A 19,071-nucleotide genomic window follows, 5' to 3' on the forward strand; every position below is an offset into this window, starting at 1 on the left:
TTCAGCTGTCCGACGAGTCCAGAACCGCCTCCATCACCGACTTGGCGATCGGCGCCGCGCTGCCACCACCACTGATGTCGTCGCGGTTGGCGGAGGCGTCCTCGACGACCACCGCAACCGCCACCCCTGGCGTAGCCGCATCCTTCTCCTTGGCGTAGGAGATGAACCAGGCATACGGAGTGCCCTCGTTGTTCTCGCCGTGCTGCGCCGTCCCCGTCTTGCCCCCGACCGTCGCACCGGAGATCCGCGCCCCGGTGCCCGTTCCCTCGGAGACGACGTCCTCCATCATCTGCTGCAACTGCGTCGCCGTGTACGGGGACATGACCTGCTTGTAGGTGTCGCTGCCGGTCTCCGAGACCGTGTCGCCGTCGTTCGTCGTGGTCTTGTCGACGAGGTGCGGCTGCATCAGGGTGCCGCCGTTGGCGACGGCCGAGGACACCATCGCCATCTGCAGCGGCGTCGCGGCGGTGTCGTACTGGCCGATCGAGGAGAGCGCCAGCTGCGAGTCGTTCATGTCGGTGTCGAAGTTCGACTTGGCGGCGGCCATCGGGACCTTGATCCCGCTGTCGTTGAAGCCGAAGTTCTCCGACATCTTCACCATGTCCGAGAGTCCGGTCTGCACCCCCAGGTTGGCGAACACGGTGTTGCAGGAGACCCGCAGCGCGTACTCCAGCGTCGCGTCCGTGCAGGCGTCCGAGGCGGACTCGTTCGTCAGCTGGGTCGTCGTGCCCGGCAGGGTGTACGGGGACGGGGTGTCGGTCGACGCGTTGATGCCGTTCACCACGTTGTTCTCCAGGATCGCGGCCGCCGTGACCACCTTGAACGTGGAGCCTGGCGGGTACGTCTGGCGCAGCGCCCGGTTGAGCATCGGCTGCTCCTCGGACTTGTTCAGCTCGGCCCACGCCTCGGTGGAGGAGGAGTCGGTGCCGGCGATCCGCCCGGGGTCGTACGACGGGGTGGACACCAGCGCCAGGATCTTCCCGGTCGACGGGTCGATCGCCGCGACCGCGCCCTTCTTGCCGCCGAGCCCTGAGTACGCGGCCTCCTGCGCACGGGCGTTGATGGTGGTCTTCACATTGCCGCCGGGCTCCTGGGCGCGCGAGATCTCGTTCCAGAAGGGGACGGGCGACAGCATCGGGTCGGTGCCGGAGAGGATGTCGTCCTCGGCGCTCTCCACGAACGTCGTCCCGTACGTCTGCGAGGCGTAGCCGGTGACGGGCGCGTACAGCGGCCCGTTCTTGTACGTGCGTTCGTAGCGCAGCGACTCCCCGGTGTCCTTGGAGCCGGTGACCGACTTGCCCTGGACGAGGATGTCGCCGCGCGGCTGCCCGTAACGCTCGATCGTGGAGCGGCGGTTGGCCGAGTTGTCGTCGAGCTTGTCGGCCTGGAAGAACTGGATGCGGGCCGCGTTGATGAGCAGCGCGATCAGCAGGATCAGGCAGAAGACCGAGGCCCGGCGGATGTACTTGGTCACTTGGCGCCCTCCACGGGGTCCGGGGCGGTCCCGGGGGACTCGGGCAGCAGCTGGCTCCGGGCCCGGTCGCTGACCCGGATGATGATCGCGACGATGATCCAGTTGGTGACGAGGGACGAACCGCCCTGCGCGAGGAACGGCATCGCCATGCCGGTGAGCGGGATGAGGCCCATCACGCCGCCGGCGATGACGAAGACCTGCAGCGCGACGATCGAGGCGAGCCCGATGGAGAGCAGCCGGCCGAACGGATCGCGCAGCGCGAGCCCCGCCCGGTAGCCGCGCTCCACGAGCAGCGCGTACAGCAGGAAGATCGCGGTGAGCCCGGCGAGCCCCAGCTCCTCGCCGGCCGTCGCCAGGATGAAGTCCGACTTGGCGGCGAAGCCGATCAGGTTCGAGTGCCCGAGACCGAGCCCGGTGCCGAGCATCCCGCCCGCCGCGAAAGCGAACAGCGACTGCGCGAGCTGGCTGGCGCCCTGGCCCGCGTCGATGGAGGCGAAAGGGTGCAGCCAGTCCTCGACGCGGCTGTGCACATGCGGCTCGAAGGAGGCGACGATGACCGCGCCGACGGCCGCGAGCACGAGCCCGATGGCGATCCAGCTGCCGCGCCCCGACGCCACGTACAGCATGATCACGAACAGGCCGAAGAACAGCAGCGAGGTCCCGAGGTCCGTCTCCAGGACCAGCACTCCGACGGTCATCAGCCAGATCACCAGGATCGGCGCGAACACCCGCATCGTCGGCAGCTGGAACCGCCAGATCCGCTTGCCGGTGTACGCGAGGGCGTGCCGGTTGGCCGCGAGATAGCTGGCGAAGAAGATCGCGAGCAGGATCTTGGCGAACTCGCCCGGCTGGATGGAGAAGCTGCCGATCTGGATCCAGATCCGGGCGCCGTTGATCGGCGGGAAGAAGATCGGCAGGATCATCAGCACCAGGGCCGTGACCACGCAGATGTACGCGTATCTCTGCAGCACCCGGTGGTCGCGCAGGAAGAGCACGGTCGCGATGAACAGGGCCACGCCGAGCGTCGACCAGATCAGCTGGGTGGGCGCCGCCTGGTCGCTCGGGGTCTCCAGGTCGAGCCGCCAGATCAGCACCAGGCCGAGCCCGTTGAGCAGCACGGCGATCGGCAGCACCAGCGGATCGGCGTACGGGGCGCGGAAGCGGACCACGAGGTGCGCGACGAGGGCGAGCGCCCCGAGCCCGGCGCCGTAGCTGAGCGCACCGCCCGGAACCCTGCTGTCCTTGGCGAGCCCGACGTCGATGTATCCGTAGACGCTGAGCAGCACGGCGACGACCAGCAGGGCCAGTTCGGTGCCCCGGCGCCGGGGGACGCGCACAGCGGGCACCGCGGAGGAGGCGTTGGTTCGCGACGTACCCGATGTGCCCGACGTACCCGATGATCCGGTCATACCGGGAACGTAGCAAGCAAGTACCTGATATCAGGTCATGTCAGCACCAGCGCGGCACGGCGCCGATGTTCTGGATGTACTTCGCGGAACCCCACGCCCATGTGCCGTCGGTGAGCAGGTACCAGTACGAGTTCCCGCCGACGCTGTCGCCCGAGGTCTTGCAGAAGATCCGGACGATCGCGCGGTACGGCTCGGAGCGGACGACCTTGGCGCCGCGGGCCGGGGCGTCGCGCAGCAGCAGCCCGGACTTGGCGGTGACGCGGCCCTTGTAGACCGGCGGCGAGTCGCCGGCGCCGGAACCGGCGGTCTGGGCGACGGCGGGGACGGCCGCGGTCGCGACGAGGGTGGCGACGGCTGCGATGCCCGTACCGAGGCGGGTGGTGAGGGACATGCGGGTCCTCCTGAGGCGGGGGTGAGGAGCGAGAGGGCGCCTTGAATGCCCGGTTTCACACTAAAAGCGGCACGCAGGGCGCGCAAAAGGTCACTCTCCGCTATCGCCTCTAGGGTGCCCCGGACTCGGTCTCCTCGTACGGCAGCGTCAGCGTCGCCACCGCGCCACCGTCCGGCGCGTTCCCGAACTCCAGGCGTGCGCCCAGGACTTCGGCCTGCCCGAGCGCGATGGTCAGGCCGAGCCCGTGACCGCGGGCGCCGCCCTCGGTGCGGAAGCGCTGCGGCCCGTGCTCCACGAGATAGCCGGGATAGCCCGCGCCGTGGTCGCGCACCGTGATCACCGGTCCGTTCACGGTCAGGGTGACCGGCGCGGCGCCGTGCAGGTGCGCGTTCGCCACGAGATTGCCGAGGACCCGCTCCAGACGGCGACGGTCCGTCAGCACGCAGACGTCCCGCACGAGTTCGACCTCGGTGGACGTGCCGGACGCCCGCACCACCCGCTCGGCCACCGGGCCGAGCCGGTTCTCGTCCAGGTCGAGGCGCTCGCTGCGCGCGTCGAGCCGCGAGATCTCCAGCAGGTCCTCGGTGAGCGTGCGCAGCGCGGCGACCCGGTCCCGCACCAGCTCCGTGGGCCGCCCCGGCGGCAGCAGCTCGGCGGCGGCGTGCAGCCCGGTCAGCGGTGTGCGCAGCTCGTGCGCGACATCGGCGGTGAACCGCTGCTCGGTCAGGATCCTGGCCTGCAACGAACCGGCCATGCTGTCGAGCGCGCCCGCGACATCGGCCACCTCGTCGTGGCGCCGCCCCGGATCCTTCGTCCGGCGGTCGTCGACGCGCGCGTCCATGTCGCCCGCGCTGATCCTGCGCGCCACCCGCGCCGTCGCGTGCAGGCGCCGCGTCACGCGGGTCACCGCGAACGCGCCGACCAGCAGCGTCGCCCCGATCGCGAGCACGGACGAAGTGAGGATCGCCCTGTCGAGCCCGTCGATGGTGCGCCGGCCCTGCGCGAAGCCGATCCGCACCGCGAGCGCCCGCCCGTCGCCCCGGCCGGTGGCCGCCGGGCCCGCCGCCCACATCGTCGGCCGCTCCGGGTGCTCCGAGATCATCGTGCCGCGCTCCCCGCGCGCGGCGAGGGCGCGCAACTCGGCGGGCAGGCCCGGCGGATCGAGGCCCGCGCCCGGCGCGAGCCTGCCCCCGGCCTCGTACCGCTTGGTGGTGGACTCCAGGAGGGTGAGCGCGCGTTCGCGGGCCTGACCCGTCGTCTGATCGGTGACCGACACGTGCACGAGGACGCCGAGCAGCGCGGCGAGCGCACAGCACATCACGGTGATGAACACGGTCGCCTTCCACGTCAGCGACGCGGTCCAGGCGGGCAGCCGGGGCATGCGCGGGCTCATGAGCGGCTCGGTGACGGCAGGTCAGGGGTGGGCTTGGCTCCGGTGCGCAGGATCTCGTCGCGGGTCGGCAGCATCGCCTTCTGGTGGGTGTCGTACGACCAGGAGGTGCGGTACTCGTACCCGGACAGGTCGGCGGCGGCGCGCACCACGATGTTCCGGCCCGCCAGATGCACGTTGATGACGGCGTCCTTGTCGTCCATGATCTGGGTCAACTTGCCGTCGCGGTACGTGTACGCCTGCAGATACGCCTGGCGGTGCGGGGCGCGGACGGCGACGAGCAGATCGTCCGGGCCGTCGCCGGTCAGATCCCGGTAGTACCCGCCGAGCACGGGACAGTCCTTGGACGACGGGCAGTCCGCGACGTCGGCGGCGATGTCCTTGTAGTCGTCGGGCGCGGCGGTGACGCGGGCCCGCACGATCGTCGCCGGGTCGACCGCGCGCAGCTTCCCGCCGGGCACCTTCACGCCCTTGACCACGGCCGTCTCCCCGGCGCCGTAGTCGTCGGCGGCGCGGGTCGCGGGCGGCAGCGTGGGCCACAGCCGCTCCGGACCGACGGCCGTCGGGGTCGGCCCCACGCTCTCCAGACCGCCCTGGTCCCCGCAGCCGGCGCACGCGCAGAACAACACGGCGACCGACACGGCGAGGACGGGTCGGCCGAGGCGCCTAGGGCCTGTCACTGCACTCCTGCCTGCCGGGTCGAACGGGTCGTGTTGGTCATCCGTCATCATGCCGGGCCTGCGGGCTTCTTGCCCTGCGGCGGGCTTGCTGCTCCCATGGTCGTGGGGTGATGGGGCATGAGCGGACTGCGCGTCATACCGACCTGGCGGAACGGCCAGGAGTGGCTCTACGTGTGCGGGGACGACGGCACGAACGTCGCCTGGTACGACCGGGACGCGGGCCGGGTGAACCTGCTCAGCGAGACCCGGCGGGCGGACGTGCTCGACGTGCTCCGTCCGTTCATCGCGGGCCAGGTCGCCGTAGGCCCGCCCCCGGTGCCGACCCCCGCCGAACTGGCCGGGCTCACCCTCCACCCCGACGACGACCTCGCGCCGAACCGGCCGGGCGAGGACCTCGTCATCTCCCTGGACCGCGCCCCGGCCCCGCAGCGCCGGCTGCGCGCCGACCCGCGGCGCAGGGCGCTCGCCGCGCAGGCACGGGTGGGCGAGGTCCTCGACGGCCTCGAGGCGGCCGGCTGGCGGGTGCTGCACTCGGTGCCGCTGCCCGGCGGAGCCCGCATCCACCACCTGCTGATCGGACCCGGCGGCCTGTTCGCGCTGCACACGCTGCCCGTGCGCAGGCAACGGGTGCGGATCGGCGACCCCTGGGTGACGGCGGGCCGCGCGGAGCGGCAGCCACTGCTGCGCCGGGTGCGGGCCGACGCGTCCCGGGCCTCCTTCGCCCTCACCGCGGAGGTCCGCGCGGGCCTGGTCCTGGTGGAACCGGCGACCGTCGAGGTGACAACACCACCACGCGACGTCCGCCTCTTCACCGACACGGACCTCGCCCCCCTCACCCACACGGCGGGCCTCCTCAAACCGGCGGACGTGGAGGCGCTCCACATGATGGCGCGGGACAGGGGGACGTGGACGCGGGTGTGACCCAATCCAGCCCCGCCGGCGTTTGAGGCGCGGGGTCCGGGGCGGAGCCCCGCGACCGCAACGCCGTCCGCGTCAAGGCAGCTCCCCGGCCCGATCGGCGTCGAACAATCCCGCGAGCAGATCCCCGTCCCGCCCCAGCCGCGCAACAACGTCCCCCGCAACAAAAACCAGGTCCCCCGCATCCCCACAGCCCTCGACCTCCCCCCACGTCACCGGCGCCGAAACCGTCGGAGACACCCGCGCACGCAGGGTGTACGCCACAGCCGTCGTCTTCGCCGCCGAATTCTGACTGTGGTCGACGAACACCTTCCCGCGCCGCAGCCCCCGCGCCATCCGATGCACCACGAGCCGCGGCATCGCCGCCTCCGCCCCCTGCGCGAGCCCCTTCGCGTACGCACTGACCCGCTCCGACGCCGTAGGCACCAGCGGCACCAGCAGATGCAGCCCCTTGGACCCGGACGTCTTCGCGTACGCCTCGAGCCCGTCCCGCGCCAACCGCTCCCGCAGCCACACCCCCACCTCGCAGCACTGCACGATGTCGGCCGGCGCCCCGGGGTCCAGGTCGAACACGAGCCGGTCCGCCCGCCCCGGCGCCTCCGCCCGCCACTGCGGCGTGTGGAACTCGGTGACCAGGTTCGCCGCCCACATCAACGTCGGCAGGTCCTGTACGAGGATCTGCCGCGAGCCCCCGTCCGAGCGCGGCACCTCGGCCGTCCTCACCCAGGAAGGTGTCCCCGGCGGCACGTTCTTGGCGAAGAACCGCTGGCCGTCCGGCCCGTCGGGGAAGCGCAGGAAGGAGACCGGACGGTCCCGCAGATGAGGGAGCAGGGCCTCCGCGGCCGTCGCGTAGTAGTGCAGCAGCTCGCCCTTGGTGAACCCGGATTCCGGATACAGCACCTTCTCCAGGTTGCTGAGCGTGAGCCGCCGCCCCTCCACTTCTGTGATGGGCGCCATACGGTAATACTCTGGCAACCCAGCCCGTTATGTCGTCTCTATCGCTTATGTCGTGTATCGCGGCGCGAACCGGGAGGTCCACCGTGCGCTCCATATGGAACGGCGCCATCTCCTTCGGCCTGGTCAGCATCCCGATCAAGCTGGTCAACGCCACCGAGAACCACTCGATCTCCTTCCGCCAGATCCACCTGGAGGACGGCGGCCGCATCCGCTATCACAAGGTGTGCGAGCTGGAGGACAAGGAAGTCGCGAACGACGAGATCGGCAAGGGGTACGAGGACGCCGACGGCTCGATCATCCCGATCACCGAGGACGATCTTGCCCAGCTCCCGATCCCCACGGCCAAGACCATCGAGATCGTCTCCTTCGTGCCGGCCGAGCGGATCGACCCGCTCCAGATGGGCACGGCGTACTACCTCCAGGCCAACGGCGTCCCGGCCGCCAAGCCGTACACGCTGCTGCGCGAGGCGCTCAAGCGCAGCAACAAGGTGGCCATCGCCAAGTTCGCGCTGCGCGGCCGGGAGCGGCTCGGGATGCTGCGGGTCGTCGACGACGTCATCGCGATGCACGGCCTGCTCTGGCCGGACGAGATCCGCGCCCCGGAGGACGCCGCCCCCGACTCCCACGTCACGGTCCGCGACGCCGAACTCGATCTGGCGGACGCCCTGATGGACACGCTCGGCGAGGTCGACATGGACTCCCTGCACGACGACTACCGGGACGCCGTGGAGGAGATGATCGAGTCGAAGGCCTCCGGCACCGAACCGGCCGAGACCCCCAAGAAGTCGGACGGCGGAGGCGGCAAGGTCATCGACCTCATGTCGGCGCTGGAGAGCAGCGTCCGGGCGGCCAAGAAGGCGCGGAGCGAGGGCGAAGAGGGCGAGGACGTGGCCGAGGTGACGGAGCTGTCCTCCCGGTCCCGTACGAAGAAGACCACGGCCAAGAAGAGCACAGCCACGAAGAAGACGGCGGCCAAGAAGACCACCGCCAAGAAGTCCGCCCCCGCGAAGAGGACCACACCGGCCAAGAAGTCGACCTCGTCGAAGAAGACCACATCCGCCAAGAAGCCGACCCCGGCAAAGAAGAAGCCGACGCCTCGCAAGAAGACGTCGGCTTGAGCTTGTAAGCCCTGCTCTTGGACGAGAGCCCGCGGGGCCCGGGGCAGAGCCCCGAGACCGCAACCCCGTCGCCGGGTACCAAGGCGGCTAACGCCCCCTGGCCACCTTGGCGGCGTCCCGCTTGAACGCCCACTCCATCTTCGGCTCCATCACGAACCGGAACATCCGCTGCACCGGTGGCGTGCACAGCACGGTGATCAGACTTCCCGCGAGCAGCGTCACCACGACCTGGCCCCACGGGGTGTGCATCCAGGCGTTGTCGTACCAGTCCCAGAAGCGGGAGCCCTTGGCGACGAAGCCGTGCAGCAGGTAGCCGTACAGCGTGCCCGCGCCGAGCGCCGTGAACCACATCTTGCGGCCCGGCACCCACGCGAAGAAGCACGCGGTGAGGATCACCGAACAGCCGAACATGGCCAGGGTCATGACGATTCCGGTCCAGCCGGGCGCGCCCAACTCCTGGGCACTGTCCCGGTGGTACGTCCACGCCGCGGTCATCCGCGGCGCCGCCCAGTACGCGAACAGCAGCGCGGCCGCGAAGACCGGCACCGCGATGATCCGCGCCTCCTTGCGGCGCACCAGCTGGAAGTGCTCCGGCTTCAGGCACAGGCCGAGGACGAAGAACGGCAGGAACTGCAGCAGGCGCTGCATGTCCAGGTCGTCGCCGATGCTGGGGGAGACGGAGGCGAGCGCCGCGACGGCGAGGGCCACCGGCAGCGGCCAGCGGATCGTCTTCCAGATCGGCGTGCTCAGGCGCCACACGAACAGCGAGACCAGGAACCAGGTCAGGTACCAGGGGTCCAGAAGGCTGAAGTCGTATCCGGGATCGTCACCCGCGTACCGCTTGAAGAGTGTGTAGACGACCTCGAACACCACGTACGGCACCGCCACACCCGTGATCAGCCGCTTGAGCCGAGCAGGGCTCGCGTCGAACGACCGCGAGAAATAGCCGGAGATGACGATGAACGCCGGCATGTGGAACGTGTACACGATGATGTAGAGGGCGGCGGCCGCCCGGCTCCCGTCGCGCAGCGGCTCCCAGGAATGGCCCATCGCGACCAGGACGATCGCCAAGTACTTGGCGTTGTCGTAGAACGCGTCACGGGCCTTGCCGGACTTCGGTGTCGCGGTGGTGGCCGGTGCGGCCGCCTGTCTCCTGGATGGAGTGCTCGCGGGTGCGACAGTGTCCTGCTGATCGGGCAGCGGGGCCCGATGAGCCGCGAGCTGTACCGGTTCGCTCACGATCCCTCCCGTTGGGAACCCCGGCTACCGGACACGCATCTTCCTGGATTTGTGAGGTTCAAGTGGCTGCGAGACATCGACCGAACCGTAGCCATGCCGTGGGGCACGAGTAAACCTGGATCGAGCCCGCGTGGCGGCTCTCACAGTCCTGATCAGGAATGACCATCACTCAAACGGGTTCGCTGCCGGTCGCCGTAGCGAGAAGTCGACAACGGCCGAAAGTGTGCGTCAGCCGAGCCCGGCCTCCGCGACCCGCCGCAACAGCCCGTGCAGCGTCTCGCATTCGTCCTCGTCCAGCGGTGCGAGCAGCTCGCTCGTCACCCGCAGCCCCGCCTCGTCCGTGCCGCGCAGAAAGTCCCGCCCGTCGTCCGTGAGCACGACGATCCGGCTGCGCCGGTCGCCGGGGGACGGCCGCCGCTCGACGAACGAGGCCTTCTCCAGATCGTCGACCAGACCCACGATCGCGCTCGGGTCGTAGCCGAGCTGCGCGCTCAACTCCCTTTGCAGCGCGCCCTCGCCCGTGGCCAGGAAGCGCAGCACCGCGTAGTGGCGCAGGCGAAGCCCCGACTCCTGGAGCGAGGCGTTGAACAACTGCCCCGAGCGCAGGCCGAGCCGGTACAGCAGATAGCCCGTGTCGGCGTGCAGCCCGCGCATCCATGGCTCGTGCGCGTCGATCGGGGCGGGGGTCATGGGGTCTCCCTGGGTGGGCGGGGCCTGCGGTGTGCCGCGACAGTCTCTCGTACATACGGGTCGACAACAACTATTGACGTCACCAATTATTGCTCTTAGCTTCCTTCTTGCCCCCACGTATCGCCGTATCGCTGGCAGGAAGGGACCCACACGTGTCCATCGATCTCACCGGAAAGGCGGCCGTCGTCACCGGCGGCGGCCGTGGCCTCGGCCTCTCCTACGCCCATGCCCTCGCCGCCCACGGCGCCTCGGTCGTCGTCAACGACGTCGACGAGGCCGTCGCCGAAGCGGCCGTGAAGTCCATCCGCGAGGCGGGCGGCACGGCCGTCGCCGAGGTGGTCCCGGTCGGCACGGCCGAGGCCGCGGACCGCCTGGTGGCGCGGGCGGTGAGCGAGTTCGGCCGCCTCGACGTCCTGGTCACCAACGCCGGCATCCTGCGCGACAAGGTCCTGTGGAAGATGACCGACGAAGACTTCGACGCGGTGTTCACCACCCATCTGAAGGGCACCTTCACCTGCGCCCGCGCCGCCGCGGTCCGCATGCGCGAGCAGGGCGAGGGAGGCACGCTCGTCCTCGTCGGCTCGCCCGCGGGGCAACGGGGTAATTTCGGCCAGACGAACTACGCCGCCGCGAAGGCCGGCATCGTCGCCATGGCCCGTACGTGGTCGATGGAGCTGTCCCGGGCGAACATCACGGTCAACGCGATCGTCCCGGTCGCCGCGACGGCCATGACGGAGACGATCCCGGCCTTCGCCCCGTACGTGGAGGCCCTGCGCGGCGGCGAACCGCTCCCGTCCTTCCTGCGCAAGGGCGAGGGCTTCGGCACACCGGAGGACTGCGCGGCCCTCGTCCCCTTCCTCGCCTCCGAAGCGGCCCGCTCCGTCACCGGCCAGGCGATCGGCATCGGCGGCGACCGCCTCACGCTCTGGTCGCACCCGCAGGAGATCAAGTCGGCCTACGCGGACGGGGGCTGGACCCCGGACACGATCGCCGACGCGTGGCCCACGTCGGTCGGCGCCGAACTCCAGACGGTGGGCATCCCCGCCCCGAAGCTTCCGGAGGGGGAGGCCCGATGAACGCGATGAACATCGACGAGCTGGCCGCGATCGACGTCCACACCCACGCGGAGGTGTCCTCCAAGGGCCACGGCTCCCTCTCCGACGACCTCCATGAGGCCTCGTCCGCGTACTTCAAGACCGAGGGCAACCGGAAGCCGACGCTCGAGGAGACGGCCGCGTACTACCGCGAGCGGAACATGGCCGCCGTGATCTTCACGGTCGACGCCGAGTCCGCGACGGGCACGGAGCCGGTCCCGAACGAGGAGGTGGCGGAGGCGGCGGCCGCCCACCCGGACGTCCTGATCCCCTTCGCCTCCATCGACCCGTTCCGGGGCAAGGCCGGAGTGAAGCAGGCCCGCCGCTTGGTGGAGGAGTACGGAGTAAAGGGCTTCAAATTCCACCCCTCCATCCAGGCCTTCTTCCCCAACGACCGCGCGGTCGCCTACGACCTCTACGAGCTGATCGAGGAAACAGGCACCATCGCCCTCTTCCACACCGGCCAGACGGGCATCGGCGCGGGCGTGCCGGGCGGCGGCGGCATCCGCCTCAAGTACTCGAACCCCCTCCACGTGGACGACGTGGCGGCCGACTTCCCCCACCTCAAAATCATCCTGGCGCACCCGTCGTTCCCCTGGCAGGACGAGGCCCTGGCGGTGGCGACGCACAAGCCGGGCGTGCACATCGACCTCTCCGGCTGGTCCCCGAAGTACTTCCCGCCCCAGCTGATCCAGTACGCGAACACGCTGCTCAAGGACAAGGTCCTCTTCGGCTCGGACTACCCGGTCCTGACCCCGGACCGCTGGCTCGCGGACTTCGCGAAGCTCCAGATCAAGGACGAGGTCCGCCCCAAGATCCTCAAGGAGAACGCGGCACGCCTGCTGGGCCTGACCAAGCCGTAGCAGGCACGCGAGCCGCAGCAGGCACCGGAGCCATAGGAGGCACGGATGCGCAACGAGGGACTGGGGTCATGGCCCGCACGCCGGGCCCGCAAGACCCCGCACCGCACCGCCCTGATCCACAACGGCACCACATACACATACGCCGACCTGCACGACCGCACGACCCGCCTGGCGCACGCCCTGCGCGCACACGGCGTGCGCCGCGGCGACCGCGTCGCGTACCTCGGCCCGAACCACCCCTCGTACCTGGAGACACTGTTCGCGGCGGGCACGCTGGGGGCGGTCTTCGTCCCCCTCAACACCCGCCTGTCGACAGCCGAACTCGCCTACCAAATAGCCGACTCGGGAGCGAAAACCCTCCTGCACACGGGAGACGGGGAACACGCGAAGGCACTGTCGGTCCCGGTGACAATCGAGGCTGACGGAAGCGGATACGAGGAATTGCTGGAGGCCGCCCCAGCGGACCCGGTGGACGAGGCGGTCGGCGGCGACGACGTCTGCCTCATCATGTACACCTCGGGCACGACGGGCCGCCCCAAGGGCGCGATGCTCACCCACGCCAACCTGACGTGGAACGCGATCAACGTCCTGGTCGACCACGACCTGATCGCGGACGAGGTCGCCCTCGTCTCGGCGCCCCTGTTCCACACGGCGGGCCTGAACATGCTGACGCTGCCGGTGCTGCTCAAGGGCGGCACGTGCGTCCTGGTCGGCGCGTTCGACCCGGCGGCCACGTTCGACCTGGTGCGGCGGCACGGTGTGACGTTCATGTTCGGCGTCCCGACGATGTTCGACCTGCTGACCCGCCAGCCCGCGTGGCCGACCGCGGACCTCTCGTCCCTACGCCTCCTGACCTGCGGGGGTGCCCCGGTGCCGCCGCCGCTGATCGCGGCCTACCAGGAACGCGGCCTCACCTTCCTCCAGGGCTACGGCATGACGGAGGCGGCCCCCGGCACCCTCTTCCTCGACGCGGAGCACGCGGTGAGCAAGGCGGGCTCGGCGGGCGTGCCGCACTTCTTCAGCGACGTACAGGTGGTGGGCCCGGACCTGACGCCGGTGGACACCGACGAGACGGGCGAGGTGGTGGTCCGCGGCCCACACGTGATGCCGGGCTACTGGGGCCTGCCGACGGAAACCGCAGCGGCCTTCTCCGACGGCTGGTTCCGCACGGGAGACGCGGCACGCGTGGACGCCGACGGCTACGTGACCATCGTCGACCGCTTCAAGGACATGATCATCTCGGGCGGCGAGAACATCTACCCCGCAGAGATCGAGGCCGCGCTGCTGGCCCACCCCGACGTGGCGGAGTGCGCGGTGATAGGCGTCCCCGACGAGAAATGGGGCGAGGTCCCCCGGGCCATAGTCGTCCCGCGCGCGGGCACGACCCCACTCCCCGAGACCCTCCTGACCTCCCTCTCCGGCCGGCTGGCGAAATACAAGATCCCCAAGTCCCTCCTCCTGGCCGACGGACTCCCGCGCACGGCCTCCGGAAAGCTCCTCAAATCCCGCCTGCGCGAGGCGCACGGCGGCTCTCACGAACAGGACGCCCAACAGCCATGACCACGACCCTCACGGTGAACGGCCTGCCCGAACTCAAGAAGCTGTCCGGCACGGACCTCGGCACCAGCGACTGGCTCGAGATCACCCAGGACCGCATCAACACGTTCGCCGACGCGACGGGCGACCACCAGTGGATCCACGTGGACCCCGAACGCGCCGCGGCGGGCCCCTTCGGCGCCCCGATCGCCCACGGCTACCTGACCCTCTCCCTCTTCATCCCCCTCTTCACCGACCTCCTGGACGTCCAGGGCGTCACCACAAAGGTCAACTACGGCCTCAACAAGGTCCGCTTCCCGTCCCCGGTCAAGGCGGGCTCCCGCATCCGCCTGTCGGCGCGGGTGGCATCAGTGGAAGAGGTGTCAGGCGATGGAGCCCAAATCACCATCGACGGAACCATAGAAATAGAGGGCACCCAGAAGCCGGCAGCAGTCCTCCAAAGCGTCTCCCGCTTCTACGCCTGACACGCAAACGCAAAAAGACCCCGCCGACAGCGTCTCCGCTGCTGACGGGGTCTTTCAGGCACCCAATTCAAGGTGCCCCCGGCAGGATTCGAACCTGCGCACCCGGCTCCGGAGGCCGATGCTCTATCCCCTGAGCTACGGGGGCGTGCGCCGCGCTGTGCGTGGCGACGGGTAGAACACTACCAGCTCCTTTGAGGTCCTCAGGAACGGGTTATTGGGCGGGGAGCGGCGGGGTTCGTGTCGCCTGTAGGGGGCGGAAGTGGGGAAAACCCGGACGCGGTGACCGGTGTCGACCTACTCTCGAGTTGTGCCAGGCGCGTCCGGCCGAGTCCTTGTCGTGGACGACAACAAGGTGATTCGGCAGCTGATCAGGGTCAATCTCGAGCTGGAGGGCTTCGAGGTCGTGACCGCGGCCGATGGTGCCGAGTGTTTGGAAGTGATCGACCAGGTGCGGCCCGACGTCGTCACGCTGGACGTCGTCATGCCCCGGCTCGACGGGCTGCGGACCGCCGCCCGGCTGCGGGCGGACGCCCGTACGCGTTCGTTGCCCATCGTCATCGTCAGCGCCTGCACCCAGTACGAGGTCGAGAGCGGGCTCGACGTCGGCGTCGACGCGTTTCTCGCCAAGCCCTTCGAGCCGAGTGAACTGGTGCGTGTCGTACGGCAGTTGAGCGAGCAGGGGCGCGCGGGGGCGGCCCCCGGCGGTGCCTCCCGCGCGGGTGCAGGGCGCCCCGTGAGTGCCGCAGATGACGCCGAGCAGGCCACCCGCACCGCCGACGCCTGAGCGTCCCGCCGGCCCGGCTCCCCGTCCGTATCCCGGACCTTCCGGGAAACCGACTCGCCTACCCACCCCCCTCCTCCCATACGCTTGTCCCGTGACCCCCGCCGAGCTCTCCCGCACCGTCCTGCGCGCCGTCCGTCGCGCGGTCGACGACGGCGAGCTCGACGCGGCCGTGTGCGCGGCGGGCGAGGAGCGGATCGTCGTCGAGCGGCCGCGGGCCGGCGGGCAGGGGGACTACGCCACCAACGTCGCGCTGCAGCTCGCCCGCCCTGCCGGACGGCCCCCGCGTCAGGTCGCCGAGATCCTGTCCCGTCGGCTCGGGGAGAGCCCCGGTATCGACGGTGTCGTCGTCACCGGACCCGGGTTTCTCAATGTCAGGCTGTCGGAATCCGCGTCCGCCTCCGGCGCATTCGTCGCGGAGATCCTGAGCGCCGGGGAGCGATACGGGTTCGCTGAAGGCGCCACCGCCACCGGTCAGGTTGTTCAGTTGCACGCTCCCGACGAGGTGCGTGCCCTCGTCGTCATGGACTCCGTCGCCCGTCTGCTGCGCTCCCAAGGCGTCCACGTACGGACCAGCTGCGCAGGCCGGCCCCGGCCCGAGTGGGTCGACGTCCTCGGCGTCCACGTCGACGCGGTCGGCAGCCCCGACGGCGGCATCGGCATCCGGCCCGTGCCCGCCCCCGCCGACCCCATGCCGCTCGGCCGTGACGCCGCCCGCTGGGCTCTGCTCCACCCCGCGGCCCACGACCGGCCCCGCATCGGCGACGACGAGCACCAGCACCTCGCACAGCGTGAGTCCAATCCGCTCTTCCGCGTCCGGTACGCCCACGCCCGCACCCACGCCCTGACCCGCAACGCCGCGGACCTCGGCTTCACCGCCGACCCCACCGGACCCGCCGGGCATGCCGAAGACGTACCCGGTCAGGAAGACCTCGTCGCCGTGCTCGCCGACCACCCCCGCATCCTCCGCGCCGCAGCCGAGCAGCACGCCCTCGACCGGCTCGCCCGGCACCTCGTCGGCGTTGCCGACACCTTCATGGCCTCGCTCTGTCCGGCCGTACTGCCCCAAGGCGAGGAGAAACCCTCGGCCGCCCACCGTGCCCGGCTCGCGCTCGCCGAAGCCGTCGGGACGGTGCTCGCAGGCGGCCTGACCCTGCTCGGCATCGACGCACCCGAACATCTGTGACACAGAAGTAGACGAAGAGAGCCACCGCAGCCATGAGCCGTTCCGCACACCCCGCCGGCCCCCGTCACGCCGACGTCCTGCCCGAGGGCCACTACAACAGCGCCCCGCCCACCGACCTCAACGTCCTCGACCCGAAGGTGTGGGCGCAGACCGTGGCCCGTGCCGGCGACGGTGGCGTCAGCGTCGGCGGCATCGAGGTCGCCCGGCTCGCCGAGGAGTTCGGCACGCCGGCGTACTTCCTCGACGAGACCGACTTCCGTGCCAGGTGCGCCGCCTGGCGTGACGCCTTCGGGCCCGACGCCGATGTCTTCTATGCCGGTAAGGCCTTCCTCAGCCGCGCTGTCGTGCGGTGGCTGGACGAGGAGGGGCTGAATCTGGATGTCTGCTCAGGGGGCGAGCTTGCTACCGCGCTCTCCGCGGGCATGCCCGCCGAGCGCATCGCCTTCCACGGCAACAACAAGACCGAGGAAGAGATCAGCCGCGCGGTCCAGGTCGGCGTCGGGCGCATCGTGCTCGACTCCTTCCAGGAGATCGCGCGCGTCGCCCACATCGCCGACGGCCTCGGCAAGCGGCAGCGCGTGCAGATCCGCGTCACCGTGGGCGTCGAGGCGCACACCCACGAGTTCATCGCCACCGCGCACGAGGACCAGAAGTTCGGCATCGCCCTCGCCGACGGGCAGGCGGCAGAGGCCGTGCGGCGCGCCATCAAGCTGGACGGCATCGAGCTCATTGGGATCCACTCGCACATCGGGTCGCAGATCTTCGACATGGCGGGCTTTGAAGTTGCCGCGCGCCGTGTGGTCGGGCTGCTCGCCGAGGTGCGCGACGAGCACGGCATCGAGCTTCCCGAGATCGACCTCGGTGGCGGTCTCGGCATCGCGTACACCAGCGACGACGACCCCCGCGAGCCGCACGAGATCGCCAAGGCGCTCAACGAGATCGTCGGCCGTGAGTGCGAGGCGGCGAACCTCCGCACCCCCCGTATCTCCGTCGAGCCCGGCCGCGCCATCGTCGGCCCGACCGCCTTCACGCTCTACACCGTCGGCACCGTCAAGCCGCTCGAAGGACTGCGTACCTACGTCTCCGTCGACGGCGGCATGTCCGACAACATTCGCACCGCGCTCTACGACGCCGAGTACACCGTCGCCCTCGTCTCCCGCCGCTCCGAGGCCGAGCCGATGCTCGTCCGTGTCGTCGGCAAGCACTGTGAGAGTGGCGACATCGTCGTGAAGGACGCGTTCCTGCCGTCCGATGTCGCTGCCGGGGACCTCATCGCCGTGCCGGCCACCGGCGCGTACTGCCGCTCCATGGCCAGCAACTACAACCACGCACTTCGCCCGCCCGTCGTCGCCGTGCGCGACGGCGAGGCCCGGGTGATCGTCCGGCGCGAGACGGAGGAAGATCTCCTGCGTCTCGACGTCGGATAAATGAAATCTACGTCTCACGATCCGGACCGGGGGCTGAAACCCCGGTCCGGTGGGTGAGACTGGACCCACCGTAGATACACGTAGCGATACACGTAGAGATACGTCGAAGTATCGGAAGCAGTAGAGGAAACGAGGTCGCATGATGCGTACGCGTCCACTGAAGGTGGCGCTGCTGGGCTGTGGGGTTGTCGGCTCAGAGGTGGCGCGCATCATGACGACGCACGCCGACGACCTCGCCGCCCGGATCGGTGCCCCCGTCGAGCTCGCGGGTGTGGCCGTGCGGCGGCCCTCCCGGGTCCGCGAGGGAATCGATCCCGCGCTGGTCACCACCGACGCCACCGCGCTCGTGAAACGCGGCGACATCGATGTGGTCGTCGAGGTCATCGGCGGGATCGAGCCCGCGCGCACCCTCATCACCACCGCCTTCGAGCACGGCGCCTCCGTCGTCTCCGCCAACAAGGCGCTCGTCGCCCAGGACGGCGACGCCCTGCATGCCGCGGCCGTGGAGCACGGCGAGGACCTCTACTACGAGGCCGCGGTCGCCGGCGCGATCCCGCTGGTCAGGCCGCTGCGCGAGTCGCTCGCGGGGGACAAGGTCAACCGCGTCCTCGGCATCGTGAACGGCACGACGAACTTCATCCTCGACGCCATGGACTCGACCGGCGCCGGCTACCAGGAAGCGCTCGACGAGGCCACCGCCCTCGGGTACGCCGAAGCCGACCCGACCGCCGACGTCGAGGGCTTCGACGCCGCCGCCAAGGCCGCCATCCTCGCCGGGATCGCCTTCCACACCCGCGTCCGCCTCGACGACGTGTACCGCGAGGGCATGACCGAGGTGACCGCCGCCGACTTCGCGTCCGCGAAGCAGATGGGCTGCACCATCAAGCTGCTCGCCATCTGTGAGCGGGCCGCCGACGGGCAGTCCGTCACCGCCCGCGTGCACCCGGCGATGATCCCGCTGTCCCACCCGCTGGCCTCCGTGCGCGGCGCGTACAACGCCGTCTTCGTCGAGGCCGAGGCCGCGGGCCAGCTCATGTTCTACGGGCCCGGTGCCGGCGGCTCGCCGACCGCGTCCGCCGTACTCGGCGACCTCGTCGCCGTCTGCCGCAACCGCCTGGGCGGCGCGACGGGACCCGGCCAGTCCGCGTACACACAGCTGCCCGTCTCGCCGATGGGCGATGTCGTGACGCGGTACCACATCAGCCTCGACGTGGCCGACAAGCCCGGCGTTCTCGCGCAGGTGGCGACGGTCTTCGCCGAGCACGGTGTCTCCATCGACACCGTGCGTCAGTCGGGGAAGGACGGCGAGGCCTCCCTCGTCGTCGTCACCCACCGCGCGGCCGACGCGGCCCTCACAGGGACCGTGGACGCGCTGCGTCAGCTCGACACCGTGCGCGGTGTCGCCAGCATCATGCGTGTTGAAGGGGAGTAGC

18 protein-coding genes and 1 tRNA gene are annotated in these 19,071 nt (G+C 70.2%); 10 read left to right on the forward strand and 9 right to left on the reverse strand.

From position 1 onward, the window contains the following. Position 1: 1 nt before the first annotated feature. The 5 genes from OHA73_RS28645 to OHA73_RS28665 form a co-directional block, all read right to left on the reverse strand. On the reverse strand, positions 2 to 1,474 hold the full coding sequence (locus OHA73_RS28645) for a peptidoglycan D,D-transpeptidase FtsI family protein (RefSeq protein ID WP_327656472.1): 1,473 nt from the start codon (positions 1,472 to 1,474) through the stop codon (positions 2 to 4). After that, complete coding sequence (locus tag OHA73_RS28650) at positions 1,471 to 2,883, reverse strand: FtsW/RodA/SpoVE family cell cycle protein (RefSeq protein ID WP_266714050.1); 1,413 nt, start codon at positions 2,881 to 2,883, stop codon at positions 1,471 to 1,473. The genes OHA73_RS28645 and OHA73_RS28650 overlap by 4 nt, the downstream gene beginning before the upstream one ends. A gap of 40 nt (positions 2,884 to 2,923) precedes the next feature. Then, the gene (locus tag OHA73_RS28655; RefSeq protein ID WP_266714052.1) at positions 2,924 to 3,274 is read right to left on the reverse strand and encodes an SH3 domain-containing protein; all 351 of its coding nucleotides are present in this window, start codon (positions 3,272 to 3,274) and stop codon (positions 2,924 to 2,926) included. A 109-nt stretch (positions 3,275 to 3,383) separates the two neighbouring features. Beyond that, the gene (locus tag OHA73_RS28660; protein WP_327656473.1) at positions 3,384 to 4,667 is read right to left on the reverse strand and encodes an ATP-binding protein; all 1,284 of its coding nucleotides are present in this window, start codon (positions 4,665 to 4,667) and stop codon (positions 3,384 to 3,386) included. Further along, a complete protein-coding gene (locus OHA73_RS28665) occupies positions 4,664 to 5,344 on the reverse strand; it encodes a hypothetical protein (RefSeq protein WP_266714056.1) in 681 nt (226 codons plus the stop codon). Before OHA73_RS28665 ends, OHA73_RS28660 begins: the two co-directional genes overlap by 4 nt. A gap of 117 nt (positions 5,345 to 5,461) precedes the next feature. Here OHA73_RS28665 and OHA73_RS28670 point away from each other — a divergent pair, with 117 nt between their 5' ends. Next, positions 5,462 to 6,265, forward strand: coding sequence for a nuclease-related domain-containing protein (locus OHA73_RS28670; protein ID WP_327656474.1), 804 nt, complete (start codon positions 5,462 to 5,464; stop codon positions 6,263 to 6,265). A 72-nt stretch (positions 6,266 to 6,337) separates the two neighbouring features. Here the strand turns inward: OHA73_RS28670 and ligD are convergent, their stop codons facing one another. After that, the gene (gene ligD, locus OHA73_RS28675) at positions 6,338 to 7,219 is read right to left on the reverse strand and encodes a non-homologous end-joining DNA ligase (protein WP_327656475.1); all 882 of its coding nucleotides are present in this window, start codon (positions 7,217 to 7,219) and stop codon (positions 6,338 to 6,340) included. Between the two features lie 83 nt (positions 7,220 to 7,302). Here ligD and ku point away from each other — a divergent pair, with 83 nt between their 5' ends. Further along, on the forward strand, positions 7,303 to 8,337 hold the full coding sequence (gene ku, locus OHA73_RS28680; RefSeq protein WP_327656476.1) for a non-homologous end joining protein Ku: 1,035 nt from the start codon (positions 7,303 to 7,305) through the stop codon (positions 8,335 to 8,337). Between the two features lie 87 nt (positions 8,338 to 8,424). Here ku and OHA73_RS28685 read toward each other — a convergent pair whose 3' ends face one another. Together OHA73_RS28685 and OHA73_RS28690 are read right to left on the reverse strand one after the other, a co-directional pair. After that, on the reverse strand, positions 8,425 to 9,576 hold the full coding sequence (locus tag OHA73_RS28685; protein WP_267069236.1) for an acyltransferase family protein: 1,152 nt from the start codon (positions 9,574 to 9,576) through the stop codon (positions 8,425 to 8,427). Between the two features lie 228 nt (positions 9,577 to 9,804). Further along, complete coding sequence (locus tag OHA73_RS28690) at positions 9,805 to 10,266, reverse strand: MarR family winged helix-turn-helix transcriptional regulator (protein ID WP_266714066.1); 462 nt, start codon at positions 10,264 to 10,266, stop codon at positions 9,805 to 9,807. A gap of 152 nt (positions 10,267 to 10,418) precedes the next feature. On the opposite strand from OHA73_RS28690, the gene OHA73_RS28695 reads away from it, so the two are divergent. From OHA73_RS28695 to OHA73_RS28710, 4 genes are read left to right on the forward strand one after another with little or no spacing between them, the layout of a single operon-like run. Continuing rightward, positions 10,419 to 11,342, forward strand: coding sequence for an SDR family NAD(P)-dependent oxidoreductase (locus OHA73_RS28695; RefSeq protein WP_327656477.1), 924 nt, complete (start codon positions 10,419 to 10,421; stop codon positions 11,340 to 11,342). A gap of 5 nt (positions 11,343 to 11,347) precedes the next feature. After that, on the forward strand, positions 11,348 to 12,223 hold the full coding sequence (locus OHA73_RS28700; RefSeq protein ID WP_327658541.1) for an amidohydrolase family protein: 876 nt from the start codon (positions 11,348 to 11,350) through the stop codon (positions 12,221 to 12,223). A gap of 45 nt (positions 12,224 to 12,268) precedes the next feature. Beyond that, positions 12,269 to 13,783, forward strand: a complete 1,515-nt coding sequence (locus tag OHA73_RS28705; RefSeq protein ID WP_327656478.1) for an acyl-CoA synthetase — start codon at positions 12,269 to 12,271, stop codon at positions 13,781 to 13,783. Further along, positions 13,780 to 14,244: a MaoC family dehydratase gene (locus OHA73_RS28710; RefSeq protein WP_266714070.1), complete on the forward strand. Its 465-nt coding sequence runs from the start codon at positions 13,780 to 13,782 to the stop codon at positions 14,242 to 14,244. The genes OHA73_RS28705 and OHA73_RS28710 overlap by 4 nt, the downstream gene beginning before the upstream one ends. Positions 14,245 to 14,317: 73 nt before the next feature. Here OHA73_RS28710 and OHA73_RS28715 read toward each other — a convergent pair. After that, positions 14,318 to 14,389 (reverse strand) — tRNA-Arg (locus tag OHA73_RS28715). A gap of 141 nt (positions 14,390 to 14,530) precedes the next feature. On the opposite strand from OHA73_RS28715, the gene OHA73_RS28720 reads away from it, so the two are divergent. From OHA73_RS28720 to OHA73_RS28735, 4 genes are all read left to right on the forward strand, one after another. Beyond that, positions 14,531 to 15,028 carry a response regulator gene (locus tag OHA73_RS28720; protein WP_266714072.1) on the forward strand — a complete coding sequence of 166 codons (498 nt, stop codon included), beginning with the start codon at positions 14,531 to 14,533 and terminating at the stop codon, positions 15,026 to 15,028. 91 nt (positions 15,029 to 15,119) lie between these two features. After that, a complete protein-coding gene (gene nrtL, locus OHA73_RS28725) occupies positions 15,120 to 16,211 on the forward strand; it encodes an ArgS-related anticodon-binding protein NrtL (RefSeq protein WP_327656479.1) in 1,092 nt (363 codons plus the stop codon). A gap of 32 nt (positions 16,212 to 16,243) precedes the next feature. Further along, positions 16,244 to 17,638, forward strand: a complete 1,395-nt coding sequence (gene lysA / locus OHA73_RS28730; protein WP_266714076.1) for a diaminopimelate decarboxylase — start codon at positions 16,244 to 16,246, stop codon at positions 17,636 to 17,638. A gap of 139 nt (positions 17,639 to 17,777) precedes the next feature. Further along, a complete protein-coding gene (locus OHA73_RS28735) occupies positions 17,778 to 19,070 on the forward strand; it encodes a homoserine dehydrogenase (protein ID WP_266714078.1) in 1,293 nt (430 codons plus the stop codon). Position 19,071: the final 1 nt, after the last annotated feature.

This window comes from Streptomyces sp. NBC_00483, assembly GCF_036013745.1.
Lineage (GTDB): Bacteria > Actinomycetota > Actinomycetes > Streptomycetales > Streptomycetaceae > Streptomyces.